Here is a 12,613-nt window from a genome sequence, read left to right on the forward strand (position 1 = left end):
TACCGCTGTTGATCCCGGATCACGCGCTAACTGCGCGATCGACTTCCCGGTCTCCGCATGATCCGGACCGCGCCCGCACGGAACTCCGGATCGAACCGGCGTCTCGTCTGAGCGCAGAAGGCCCCCGGTCCTCAGGCCAGGGGCGGTGAGTCAGGGCGGTGCCGCGTCGAGGCGTGGCGGTCACGAACGTAGACGACGGCGGGTTTACCGTCGGCGGGTAGTCGGCGGTCCACCTCGAAGAGGGTAGTGGCTGCGACGAGGTCGGTGAGTTTGGTGTACCCGTAGGTGCGGGAGTCGAAGTCGGGGCGGCGTTTGGTGAGGATGTGCCCGACGCTGGCCAGGTGTGCCCAGCCGTCGTCGCCGGAGGCGGCTTCGATCGTGTCCCGGAGCAGCCTGACGAGGGTCGTGTCGTTACTGAGATCGGTGATGGGTGTGCGCGGCTTGACGGCAACCGCTTGATGCGATGCCGGAGGGTCGAGCTTGAGGTTCTCGGTGTAGATGAATTTGTCGCAGGCGGCGACGAACGCTTGGGGCGTCTTGCGCTCGCCGAAGCCGTAGACGGTCAGCCCGGATTCGCGGATCCGTGAGGCCAGGCGTGTGAAGTCGCTGTCGCTGGAGACGATGCAGAATCCGTCGAAGCGCCCGGTGTAGAGGAGGTCCATCGCGTCGATGATGAGGGCGGCGTCGGTGGCGTTCTTGCCAGAGGTGTAGGCGAACTGCTGGATCGGTTGGATGGACTGCGCGAGAAGGTGTTCCTTCCATCCGCGAAGGCTGGTGCCGGTCCAGTCCCCGTAGGCGCGTTTGGCATGGGCCGTTCCGTACTTCGCGATCTCGGCCAGCAGCGGGGCGACGACCGCGGGCTGGGCGTTGTCGGCATCGATGAGAACCGCCAAGCGGGTGGTCCTCTGTTCGTTATTGTCCATGCTTTCACCTGCTGGTTGAGGGTGTGGTCGCGGCAGATTGATCCGGTGGCTGGGCGACGCCGATCGGCAGGAGGAAGGTCGCGGTGGTCAGTGCCGAGGCGCCGAACCGGAAGTACGCGAAGAGGACCGCGTGCAGCCAGGCGGCTGGCCCGGTCAGGCGCAGCGCCTCGGTGTCGGCGAACAGGAGCACCACCCCGTACGGGTCGAGGTGGCATTCCATGACGGCGGCGTGGTCGAACGACAGCCAGCGTCCGAAGGAGTAGCACCGGGTTCGGGTGGGGGTGAGCACGACCCGGGTGAGTTCGTGGTCGCGCCACTGGGGGCTGGCGAGGCGTGCGGCCCGGGAGCGGGCGTTGCTGTTGCCGACGGCGTTGGCGAGCAAGGCGTCGGTGACGAAGGCCGCGGAACCGAATGCCAGCGCGGAGGTCTGCTGGTAGGTGACCGTCGTGCCGTAGTGCCGCGCGTGGTGCAGCCGGGCGTCCAGGTGGACCGGCTCGTCGGTGAGGAATCCCGGGGTGGGCACGGTGCCGGGCTGTCCGCCCTGGGCGAGGAATTCGAGGGTACGACGCGCGGCGTCACGACCGTCCGTCCACGAGGAGTCGGCGGCTGAGGGTCGTAGTAGCCGGCCGATACCGTAGGTGCCCAGGGCCCGCGGTGAGTCGTTGACCCCTGGATCAGCCGAATCCGGCCCGGCCGCGCCGGTCGAGCAGGCTCGGCTTACGGCGGGCCGCTCCGGCGACACGGGCGAGACATCGGTGGCGAGGCTAACGGCTCGCCAACTTCGTAAGCCAACCTTCGAGGCCGTCGAGACGTCCCGACTCGATGTGTCCTTGGGTGCGGTTGATGCCCTTGCCGCGCGGAGGAACAGGTGCAGCGTATGCCGCGTGCGGGCCTGCTGGGTTGACATGAACAACAGATGTGAACAAAGGGCTATTCTGACGGCGAACCTCGCAGGCCGCAGCCAGCCGGGCGGGGTCGAACTCGTTGGTGATGAGCACGTACTCGAAGTCCTCACCGGCTTCCTCGAGTTCGGCGTAGTCCCGGAAGTCGCTGACGAACTGCTCTTCCCGATCGCTTCGTACGCTCCACTTGCAGGAGACGAGCGTTCGCTTACGTGTCACGTTATGGACAAGAGCGAGGTCTACCTGCCGGGGCTTGCTGTTGGCCCTAGGATTCCGGAACCCCGGAACCTCGTGTAGCAGCGGGCGGACGTAGAGAGTGTGGGTGTCAGCAATGGCGGGGATGCGGCTCAGAAGTGCGTAGATGGTGTCTTCGAATCCTTCGCCGACGAGGTTCTTTCGTTTGTTTTCAAGGCCAATATGGGTGTATATCCGTTCCGCGAGCGCCCTAAGGGTCGTCGCCGACGGAGGCTGCGCGAGGAACGGGTCGAGCATTCCGATAATGATCGACTCTAGTTCAGGATCCTCTCCTGGTTGGGGCAAGCCCATGCTCTGGTAGGGCTCACGCTGGAGGGAGACGGTGTCCAGAAGGCGTGCGCGGTTCCGCGCAGCCACAAGCGCAAGATCAGCAGTGGCGTGCCGGAAGAGGTAATCAATGTCCTTGTCCAGTTCGCCGGGTGCCACCCCCAGGGCCTCTGCCGACCAGACATGGAAGGCGAGGCTGCGCGCGTACCAGGGGCGACCGGGCTGACACTTGTCGCTTTCGTAGCAGTGGGCTAGCCCGGTGGTGCGGTCGATCCACAGCAGCAGCCGGTAGACATGTCGCCAGGCGTCTTCCGGGGTCACGGTGCCGACGCTCGAAAAGTACCGGTTTAGCAGACGGACGCGGTTCTCCTCGCCAAACGCGCGTGCGCTGGCTTCACTGGTTGAGCCCTCGGCTGCATCGCTCTGCCCTGGTATGGCTACCTGATCTTCGACCACCCGGCGAGAGTACTAGGCATGCCCATGTCTTGGTGTCCTGCATGGTGGTGGGCCCAGTGACTCAGATCAGCGACCGCCGCCGCAACACAGGACACGGCCGCCGTGAGACGGACCGTCAAAGCCCTGACCATTGCTGTCCCCGACGGGATCAGATTTCCCCGCGCCGAGGAGGCCGTCTGGATCATCCGGACCCGCATCACCGGCGCAAAGACCAGCCGCGAGACGGTCTACTTCACGGTTTCCCACCCGCCGAGCAGGCCCAACTCGCCGATCTATATGACTGGGCCCGCCGCGCATGGCCCATCGAAGACCGCGTACATCACGCCCGAGATGCTACTTTCCGTGACCTCCACCAGGCACGCACCGGCACCAGGCCCGCCGTCCTGGCCACTCGCTGCGTAACACCCTCCATCGGCTGCCACCGCACCAACGGCGAGGCCAACATCGCCCGCCATCCAACGCGCCAACCGCCGCCGCCTACACGATCTCATCACAGCCGTGACCAGCAATTGCTCGACTAAGCACTTACCCTGGGTGGACGGCTGGCCCGCCGAAACTAATGGATAACTCCGACTTCAATCGGAGATGCTGTTCTTCTCCCGGACGTCGGCCGACCTAGTTTCTGTTCGTCCTGCTCAAGGTGACAGCGAACAAGCTCATGCACTTGACGTGCAATGGCCTCCGCAAGTAGTGGCGGCACCGCATTGCCTACCTGCCGGTATCGAGAGTGTGCCTGGCCGCCATCGATGCGCCCAGGCAGGTTTCCGCGTCGCGGGTCGGTAGAAAACACAAAATGGTCAGGGAAGGACTGCAGGCGCGCGAACTCTCTCACGCTGAGGGCTCGCGGCATCCCGTAATGATAGGCCGAATCGGCCTTCGTGTTAAGCGTCCAGGCCCAGATTCCTGAATGTAGCCGACGATATGCAGAAAAATGGGCCCGACCAAGCCGACCGCTGTCGGTGCTCGGGCCCCACCGCTCGCCACTGATATAGCGAGCAGTGAGCGCCTCAGTGAGGTCGCGGTGATTTCCGCCAGCTGGAATACCCTTTAAGCGCGTGACGGTATCCGAGTTTATTCTAGGGACGCTGACGTTCCAGATACTGCCTTCCGAGTGCTTGCGCATCAGGCGCTGATACGCCGATTCAGCCTCTCTGGCTTCACTAAGTGGCATCGACTCCTCCCGCCTTCCTGCCTTCAAATTTCGCAGGTCAGAGATGGCTTGGCCGGCCGAAACGACAGTAGAGTTGTCGGGATCCTCCAGGCTTTTCAGTAAAGTCTCGGCGCGTGCTTTGTCTCTCCGCGTTTCGATGGCATACTTACCTTTTTCTTGTCGCACAAGGGCAAGGTGGAGAGTCGCTTCAGTTCCCTTGAACAACGGAGGGGGCTTACCCAGATCGCTTCGCAATCCTACGAAGACTAGCCGCTTACGGGTTTGTGGAACCCCGAAGTCAGCCGCGTCAAGCAGGTTGGGCTGAACGCTATAGGCACCATCTAGTTCTAGATCTTCCTTGACCTGTTCTAGTACGCCCATCTGGGCCATGCCCGGCACGTTCTCCATGACGAATGCAAGCGGTTTGATCTGCCCCACCGTCTTGACGAACTCTCGGTATAGCGAGTTGCGGGGATCGTCGATGATCCTTGAGTGATTTCGGACTTGCGAGAAAGCCTGACACGGAGGGCCACCTACGAGAACATCGACGCCTCGCCCTGCCTCGATAATGCGCTCATGGACATCAGGAAGCCTGACGTCTCCACAGATGAACTTAGCATTCGGAAAATTGAGTGCGAAGGTAGCGCAAGCGTCTGGGTCGATGTCGCTGGCACCGACAATCTCAAATCCAGCTTGCTGAAACCCTTGGGAGAGTCCGCCGGCGCCGGCGAACAGGTCCAGTACGCGCGTCTGCCGAACGGACATGAAGTCGCCTGGTGCGCATGGCGCCGTATCGGCTTGGAGTCCAAGCATTGGCAGTGCCAGTCGCGTGACCACGCAGCCCCCTTGACCCGTCTCGTCACGCCGCGCACACGCGGTGTTACTGCAGGCCCGATTCTGCTCCAGGCCGCCCCCAAGGGACGGCCGCCGCGCCGGGTGGCGCGCGCCTGCCATATTTGATCCTCTTCTGCACCCGTTCGACAAGTCGTCTCCCGGCATGGCAGCCGATCCGCGCCCGAGGCATACCCGGGGTGCTGTTGTGCTGGCGGATCGGTGGGCAGATCGGTGGGCGCGCCGAGCTGCGTCAGCGGGCACTGGTCAGATTGCTCGTGCGAGTTCAGTGAACGCGGCGGCCACCCGGGTCGCGGGCGGGGCGTCGGTGGCGAGTGTGGTATCCGCGTCGGAGGTTCTGCACGAAGGCATGGCCGATGACGACGGGCCTGCTTGCTGCAAACGGCATCGCAACTGCTCATCATCGATAGACAGGGCGGTGTTTACCCCGTCGCACGCACGCAGCGTGCCACCACTCGGGTGCGGCTGGTGCGACCACACCCTTGAACGGACGGCTGGGCCTGTGCTGGCGGGGCCGGTAGTGGTGGGCTCATTCGTCGTCCTGGTCGATGTCGGGGTCGAACTGGGTGAGCCATTCCACGTCGCCGTTCGCCTCGGTGGCGACCAGCCCGGCGACGAGCCAGATCAGGGCGGGAAGGAACGCGTCGCCGAGCCGGTCGAGGGCCTCGTTGACGGTCAGGTTCGGTGCCAGTGGGCTGCCGAGCAGGCCCGCGAGTTGGAATGCCTGGTCGGCGGGTTCGTCATCAAGGTTCTGGCGGATCCACCCCAGCGCGGGGCTGGCGAGGTCAGTGGTCGCGGTTGCCTTCGCGCTGGTCAGCCAGGTCATCAGGACAGCGGTCAGGGTGGTCGCGGCGAGACCGGCAGCGTCGGGGTCGTCGGCGTGGTCGAGGGCTGCCCCGAGCCGCCAGGCGGGTTCCTCCATACCGCTGGTGATCGTCTCGTCGATCAGGTCCCGCAGCCCGTCTGCGGAGAGCTCGACCGTCGACGCGAGGTCGATATCCTCAATGTCGCCCCGGTGGCGGGTCACGGCGTCGGCGTAAGCCTGCACCTCGGCGGCGCTGAACAGGTGCTGGTTCTCCTCCGTGACGAGGTAGCCGACCTCCCGCCAGGCATGGATCGGCGCTTGGTCCACCCCCGCGTCCTCGGCGGCCTTCAGCATGTGGTCCACGGCGTCATCGAAGCTCCGCTGACTCAACGGGGTCGGCTCGTCAGCGTCAGGGTCGAAGAACACCGGATCCTTCGGCCCTGGCTCACGGCCGAACTTCTCCCGGAACGCCGCGAACTGCGCCTGGAACCCCTCACGCAACTCCGTACCCGCCTGGGACCCCGCGTCCCACGTCAACGTGGCAACGCCGTCCGCGCCGGTGGTGCGCTGCACGAATCGGGGGTCCCCCATCCGGTCCAGGACCAGACGGGCGTGCTCTTCGTGGAACTCTTCCTGCCGAGCCACGTCTTGCCGCTGCTGCAGGCGTGCGCGCTGCTGCGCGGCGCGACGCTGACGAGGTGTGCGCTTCTTCGGCATGACCCGCTCCTCCCGCCACCCCTTCGACAGGCGACCCGGGCATTATCCCTATGAGACAGCCCGCCCCGACTCCGCGACACAGGCCCATGCGAACACGCCTGCCTCAACCTGGGATCGGCGACCAGATCCGTCCCGTGGACCGCTTTCCGGGATGCCCCTGCACCGGCCGGCTATCGTGCGATGGAGGGCCACCACAGGAGGATCGCGTGCGTCGGATGACCAAGTTCCAGGAAGCGGTCGAGCGGCTGCGCGAGGAAGGCCGCCATCGAGGCCTGGACATCCCGGCGGTCACCGCGCAGGACATCCTCGCCGACCTCGTCACCAGTGCTGCCGCCACCCTCGGCATCCGCGAGGAGACCTACGTACGGTCCCACCTTCTAAACGTCGACCTCGCCGACCTCGTGACCCACCTCAAACAGGCGGACGATGCGCAGAAACGCGAAGTGGCCGACGCTTCACCCGCGGTGATCAAGCTGGAGGACACCGGCCGGCTCATCGCGTCGCTCGCCCAAGCGGTGCGATGCGTCAGCCTCAACCACGACCGGCTAACGACAGGACGCCGCGACAAGTGGGAGGCCGTCGGCGTCCTCGACGACGCCAGCAACTGCCTGACCCTGCTCGGCGAAGCCGTGACCAACAGCCACACCACCGCACAGGGCACCGCCGTGCTCTGGAGCGACGAAAGCGTCGTGTACGCACGACGCGCTCTCACCCAGACCATCACCAACATCCGCGACGGTGGCTGGACCTTCGCCCACGGCCCGCAACTCGACGCCGACGTCGCCACCCGCATGAACGCCGACCTGAAGATCCTGCCCCCGGAGTGACCACCCAAACGCCATAACCTGCCAGCTTCACGCGATGCGACGGCCGACACCGCTCCCGACGCATTTCGCGATACCGGACTGGCGTTCTTGCTACGACATCGGTCACCGCACTCGAACCATCCGGTCCATTAGACGCTCGCCCGCACGCTGAGTGCCGACCGGCCGTTTACTTGCTGACGGCGCTGGACAGCCAGTGCAGGAGAACACCCGATGAGGTTGATCCGAACCGCACGGGCGCCGACGTCGGCTGCCCTGGGGATTGTCCTGCGTTGATGACCAGGTCTACCGTGACGGCATCGTTGGGCAGGGCGGCTCCCCCCGTGGTCGCCCTGCCCAACGTAAACAAGCCGGGATGCGCCAGGCGTCGGCCACGCCTCGACGACCCACGCAGACCGCATCCCACCCACCTGTTTAGTACATTCGTTCTAAGTTCGCGGTATCGTCCTGGGGTGACCGCTCCTGACGTGCCACCGGATCCGGTGTCGTTGACTGCCCGGCAACAGCAGATCCTCGACGTGATCCGGGAATGGGTTCAGCGGCATGGATACCCGCCGACGGTGCGGGAGATCGGGGCGGCCGTTGGGCTCGGTTCCCCCTCGTCGGTGGCACATCACCTGAAGACCCTCACCCACCACGGCCTGATCCGACGGGCTCCGGGCGGACCGCGAGCGGTCGACGCCCGCCCCCTGCTAGGCGACGACCCGCCGCTGAAGTCGGAAGCCGCGCGCGGAACCGCTGTGCCTCTGCTGGGAGCCATCGCCGCCGGCACACCGATCCTCGCCGAGGAACACGTCGAGGAGGTGCTGTCCCTGCCCGCCGAGCTGGTCGGCCGGGGCACGCTGTTCGCGCTGCGGGTACGAGGCGACTCCATGACCGAAGCGGCCATCACCGATGGCGACATCATCGTGGTACGGCAGCAGGCGGTCGCCGACAACGGCGACATCGTTGCCGCCATGCTCGACGGGGAAGCCACCGTCAAGCAGTACCGAACCCGCGACGGCCGCATCGAACTCGTCCCCCGCAACCCCCACTACCCGGTACTGCCCGGCGATCACGCGACGATCCTCGGCAAGGTCGTCTGCGTCCTGCACCGCCCGTGATCCCGACAATCGCCGCCACCGTCCTGCCGGCGGCAGGACGGTGGCTCGCCTGGGCCTACTGCTCAGCCAGGTCCGGGCGCCACGCGGTGATCTCGTCGTCAAGGTCGCCGCTGCGGAGGTCGTTCAGGGCGGCCATGTATCCGACCTCGGTGGCGTCGATGAGCATCCTCAGGACCTCGGTCGGCGCGTCCTGGTAGCCGTAAGCCGACCACACGTTGGCCATCGCCTCGTAGGCCCGCCGCACGTCGCCCTCATCCTGTGCGGTATTGCCGTGCAGGTTCGCCACGGCCTCGGACCAGCCGCTCACGTCGCGCTCCGAATAGGACATGAGAGAAGTATGCGCGACGCGATTCCCGCTGCGGGGTTTGCCGCAGCAGCGGACAAGCCCTACCGCCGTAGCCGAGCCGGGCTGTTGCCAGGTCTCGCCCGCCCCGGCTGCCCGGTGTGAGGGCTACCAGCCTCGTTGCACCTGGTAGGGCGGTAGCTGGCCACGGAGCACCTGCGCGAACTCGGCCCGCAGGCTCGTCAGGTTGATCGGGTGCCCGGCCATGCGTTCGCCCAGCTCGGCGATCGGCCATGTCGCGAGGTGGCCGAACCTCGCCGCGTACACCGCGACGGTGTGCAGGCCGTACCGGTCCGAGTAGTCCATCAGTGTGTACCCGAGGAGCTGGTCGAGGTCGGTACGCGCCAGGGAGGCGGCGCGGGTGCCGTCCGTTCGGGGTTTGCCACCCTGCCCGGCCTTGAAGTCGACCAGCATCCCACCGGCGATCAGGTCCGCGTCGGCGTTGAGGTCGGCGCTGCCGTCGAAGGTCATGCCAGTCGTCACGGGCCCCTGCGGCAGCCCTGGCAGCAGGCGTTCGACTGCCAGGTCCCGCATCGCGACCATGTCGATCACCTCCGCGTCGGTGGCCAGCGCCAGCAGGTCCGCCGCGCCGCTCGACTCGGGAAGGCGCATCAGTCGGGAGTGCTCCACCGACGGCGCCCGATACAGCTCCACGAGGAGCGCCAGGGCGTAACACACCCGCGCCCACCACTCATCACCACGCTCAGCGAATCCTGCCGGCCGCATCCGCAGTTCCACCCCGCCGTCGGCCACCCGGCGGGGGGTGTCCCCGGTCGCGAGGTCGGCGAGCAGTTCCCGACCGGCCCGCAGACACGGCGCCCGCCCCGACAACAGCCCCATCAGCGGCAGGGCGATCGACGGGTGCGGGTCAACGAGCATCCGCAGCCAGAAGTCGATCGCCGCGCCCTGCGTGCCTGGCGCAACCCCAGCCGGCATCACCACTCGCTGCAGGCCAGCCGCGACCCGGAACTCCGCCTGGATCTCCCTGGCCTCCGGAAACGTCGTCCGCAGCCACACGCATACAGGACTCCGAACGTCTTTCACCTCATACGTCAACGCAGACATGCACCGGAAGCTACAGAGAGCCACCGACAAAGAGCTCAGAGTGTGCGACGGATGCAGGAGGAAGGGATCAGGCCACCCGTCGGGCTCGCCGTGCCGCAACCGTCGTCGTCGAGAGAGCTGTCTCCTGCTCGGCGTTCAACTGGTCCCGAGGGAACCGCGCGCGTGCTCACTCCCGGCCGACACCGCCAGTGCTACTCGGTGTCGGCGGGTAGGCGGGGCGGCTTGCCGCCGGTGGCGAGGAAGGCGGTCGCGATCTGGATGGCCGTGTCGGGTCGGATCCGTAGGTACTCGGCGGGATACTCGGTGGGTACTCCGCCGAGGTCAAAGCTGAGTCCGGCGGTCGGGGCCTCGACTGTCGGGTCGTTGAGGTATGCGCCGTCGGCGGCGATGTGCACGGCGAAGCTGTGGGTGGGGTGGCCCAGGCCGATCTGCAGGCCGGGGGGCAGTTCGTCCGGGTCGTCGATCGCCTGGCTGAAGATGGTGACCGCGACGGGCTCTCCGGCCTGGTGAATCTCGTGCAGTACGGCGCTCAGGGCGGCGGGGGCGCTCAGGTCGACCTCGTGGTTGTCGCGGTGGTCGCCCCGGTCGTATGCCCACGTCACCTTCATGCGATGGCCTTTCCGTTGCCGGTGTAGGTACGCCACAGACGTACCTGCCCGTCATCGTCGCGTACGTACACGGTCAGCTGCGCACCGGACGGCAGCAGCCGGGCGAGGATCCTCTCGCAGCCGTAAGGCTCGTAGTCGCACGGCGGGTTGTTGGTCAGCACGACCGCGTGCGTTGCCTGTTCGCGGCGCATCCGGGCGGCGAGCTTGGCCTCGAGGTGGTCGGTCGTGGTGGCGATGAGCTTGTAGGCCGGTTTGAGGTCCGCAGCGGCTTCCGGGTCGCGGCCCGACTTCATGGGCACTCGTTGGCCGTTGATCAGTGCCATGCCGGACGTGGGGTCTTTCGCTCGCCGTTGGGGCAGGTCGCGGGCGGCCTCCGTCAGCCAGCCCGGAAGCCGTTCTGTTTCGGCCGGCGCCGGGGTTGGGCTCGCGGAGGTGTCGCTCGTGCCGGGCGGTCGGCTGACGCCGCCGCCCGTGGTCAGTTTCCCAGGTCACCGACCTGCCGGGCCTGCGCGAGTGCCGCTTCGACATGGTGGCGGGCCTCGCCTCCTCGGGCCCTGACTGCGGCAAGTCCCTGTCCGACCTGCTGCAGGCGGGCCAGCGTCGGTCCGGGTTGCCCACCCCGCAGCGCCGCGGCGACGAGTCGCCGGGCTTCCTCAATGCCCGCTGCCGCCGCCTCGACCGCCCCGTCGACAGCGGCGAAGGCCGCGACCAACGGCGCGAGCGCGGCGATGGCTTCCTGGGGCGACGGCTGTTGCGGTACCGCGGACACCGAGCGGGACGCCTCGCCCAGGATTCCACCGACCGTGCTCAGTCGTGTGTGGACCTGCTCTACCTGCTCGCGTACGCGAGCCAGCCCCACGGCGATGCCCGCGAAGCCCGCCCCGACGGCCTGTGCCGCGATCTGCTCGACGGCGTGGTCGACCCCGGCGACACCCTGCTGCGCGGTCGCCAGGCCTTCGGCCATCGCCCGCAGGTCATCACCGATGCTGTCGGTCAACGACATGGTTCCGCCCCTTCACCCTTTCGGCTTCTGCGCCTCGATGAACCCTGGCACTCTAGAGATCGAGGTCGATAGGAACAACCCGCATCCGGAAGGCGCGCATGCCAAGACGCTCTTCGGTCCGGTGCGACCACAGGGCCAAGACTGTCCTGCCGGCCGTGGTCAGGGCGGACTCGACTACGGACCAGAGCAGGTCGGTGGTTGGCCCTCCGCGGTGTCCACCGCGGTCGTGACATGGACGCTTCCGGCTGACCGTGACGGGGCGGATTCGGAGGCCGTGCTTGCGATGTTCGGGTCCGGGACGACGATGGTGCGGATCGTGGCTGTGGATGCGGACACGAAGTCCCGCCCGGTGAAGGGAGTCTCGATGGCGGGCACTGCGGTTGCCGTCCTCGATCCGGGTTTCACCCTGCTGCCCGCCACCTCGTCGCGCAGGAGAAGGTCCCTACCCTGCGGTGGGGGCGTCGTTGCATCGGTGGTGGGTGAGTGGTGGGGTCGAGGCCAGGAAGGTGAGGGATCCTTTCTGGTCGACTGTTGTGTACTGCTCGCTCATACCGATCTTGGTCGCGATGCGCAGCGATGTGGTGTTGTGCGGTCGGATCGTCGCCCAAATTCGAGGTAGGCCGGCGGCGAACCCTTCCCGCAGCACGAGGTGTGCGGCCTCGGTGGCGTACCCGTGGCCCTGGAATGCGTGCCTGATCTCGTAGCCGTTCTCGGGCTCGGTGATGCCGGTGCGGCCTGCGAACAGGCCGCAGTTGCCCAGGAGCCGGCTGGCGGACAGCTCGCGCACTGCGTACCAGAGCAGGCCGGTGTTCCGCTCAAGTTCGACGCGACGCTGGATCCACGACCGAGTCTGGTCGATGGAGGTGAACGGTCCGTCACCGATGAGGTGAGTCAGCGGGTCCGCGAACACCTCGTGCAGTTCGTCGGCGTCGCCGCTGCGGAATGGACGTAGGTCCAGTCGGCTGGTCGTGATCAACGGTCGCATGGCGCTCCTTCGATCTCAGCGGGCCGATCGACGCCGCGGGTCGGTCGGCGGCTGTGGCTTGATCGCTGCGGTCTTGTCTCCTCCGACGCCGTCCCATTTCGGCTCGGTGCCCGGCCGTGTCAACGCCGGTTGAGAGTTTTCACGCGGCGTCGACAGGCCGGCCCGGATCCGGCAGGCGACCGCTGGCCGTGCTCCCTGGGGTCGGCGGCCGGCCCTGGTGTGAGCCCGACGGCGTAGTCGCGCCTCGGCGTGCCGTCACCTTATGCGGCTGCGGCTGCGCGTCGGCAGGTCGCGGTTGCTCGACGGCGGGGGTGGAAGCCGGGACCTGCCCATCTGCCTCCGGTCACGGCGCGGA

General features: G+C 66.8%; 13 protein-coding genes. 2 read left to right on the forward strand and 11 right to left on the reverse strand.

Annotated features, from left to right (window positions below; translation table 11 throughout):
* Positions 1–131: 131 nt before the first annotated feature.
* The 5 genes from IEY61_RS05675 to IEY61_RS05695 form a co-directional block, all read right to left on the reverse strand.
* Positions 132–893, reverse strand: a complete 762-nt coding sequence (locus tag IEY61_RS05675) for an NYN domain-containing protein (protein WP_229705708.1) — start codon at positions 891–893, stop codon at positions 132–134.
* 34 nt (positions 894–927) lie between these two features.
* The gene (locus tag IEY61_RS05680) at positions 928–1,665 is read right to left on the reverse strand and encodes a hypothetical protein (RefSeq protein ID WP_189041260.1); all 738 of its coding nucleotides are present in this window, start codon (positions 1,663–1,665) and stop codon (positions 928–930) included.
* A gap of 22 nt (positions 1,666–1,687) precedes the next feature.
* Entirely contained in the window at positions 1,688–2,803 is a 1,116-nt protein-coding gene (locus tag IEY61_RS05685) for a hypothetical protein (protein WP_189041262.1), read from the reverse strand.
* A gap of 556 nt (positions 2,804–3,359) precedes the next feature.
* Positions 3,360–4,718, reverse strand: a complete 1,359-nt coding sequence (locus IEY61_RS05690; protein ID WP_189041264.1) for a DNA cytosine methyltransferase — start codon at positions 4,716–4,718, stop codon at positions 3,360–3,362.
* Between the two features lie 616 nt (positions 4,719–5,334).
* Complete coding sequence (locus IEY61_RS05695; protein ID WP_189041266.1) at positions 5,335–6,327, reverse strand: hypothetical protein; 993 nt, start codon at positions 6,325–6,327, stop codon at positions 5,335–5,337.
* Positions 6,328–6,461: 134 nt separating this feature from the next.
* Between IEY61_RS05695 and IEY61_RS05700 the strand changes: the two genes are divergently transcribed.
* Positions 6,462–7,154, forward strand: coding sequence for a hypothetical protein (locus IEY61_RS05700; protein ID WP_189041268.1), 693 nt, complete (start codon positions 6,462–6,464; stop codon positions 7,152–7,154).
* Between the two features lie 449 nt (positions 7,155–7,603).
* The gene (gene lexA, locus IEY61_RS05705) at positions 7,604–8,254 is read left to right on the forward strand and encodes a transcriptional repressor LexA (RefSeq protein WP_189041270.1); all 651 of its coding nucleotides are present in this window, start codon (positions 7,604–7,606) and stop codon (positions 8,252–8,254) included.
* A gap of 55 nt (positions 8,255–8,309) precedes the next feature.
* Here lexA and IEY61_RS05710 read toward each other — a convergent pair whose 3' ends face one another.
* The 6 genes from IEY61_RS05710 to IEY61_RS05735 form a co-directional block, all read right to left on the reverse strand.
* A complete protein-coding gene (locus IEY61_RS05710; protein ID WP_189041272.1) occupies positions 8,310–8,582 on the reverse strand; it encodes a hypothetical protein in 273 nt (90 codons plus the stop codon).
* 123 nt (positions 8,583–8,705) lie between these two features.
* Positions 8,706–9,614 (reverse strand): hypothetical protein, encoded by a 909-nt coding sequence (locus IEY61_RS05715; RefSeq protein ID WP_229705709.1) that lies wholly within the window; start codon positions 9,612–9,614, stop codon positions 8,706–8,708.
* Between the two features lie 239 nt (positions 9,615–9,853).
* The gene (locus IEY61_RS05720; protein WP_189041277.1) at positions 9,854–10,270 is read right to left on the reverse strand and encodes an Imm1 family immunity protein; all 417 of its coding nucleotides are present in this window, start codon (positions 10,268–10,270) and stop codon (positions 9,854–9,856) included.
* Positions 10,267–10,749, reverse strand: coding sequence for a DddA-like double-stranded DNA deaminase toxin (locus tag IEY61_RS05725; RefSeq protein ID WP_189041631.1), 483 nt, complete (start codon positions 10,747–10,749; stop codon positions 10,267–10,269). Before IEY61_RS05725 ends, IEY61_RS05720 begins: the two co-directional genes overlap by 4 nt.
* Positions 10,746–11,273 (reverse strand): DUF6244 family protein, encoded by a 528-nt coding sequence (locus tag IEY61_RS05730; protein ID WP_189041279.1) that lies wholly within the window; start codon positions 11,271–11,273, stop codon positions 10,746–10,748. Before IEY61_RS05730 ends, IEY61_RS05725 begins: the two co-directional genes overlap by 4 nt.
* Positions 11,274–11,715: 442 nt before the next feature.
* Positions 11,716–12,258 carry a GNAT family N-acetyltransferase gene (locus tag IEY61_RS05735; protein ID WP_189041281.1) on the reverse strand — a complete coding sequence of 181 codons (543 nt, stop codon included), beginning with the start codon at positions 12,256–12,258 and terminating at the stop codon, positions 11,716–11,718.
* Between the last annotated feature and the right edge of the window lie 355 nt (positions 12,259–12,613).

Source organism: Micromonospora sonchi, assembly GCF_014646235.1.
Classification (GTDB): domain Bacteria; phylum Actinomycetota; class Actinomycetes; order Mycobacteriales; family Micromonosporaceae; genus Micromonospora; species Micromonospora sonchi.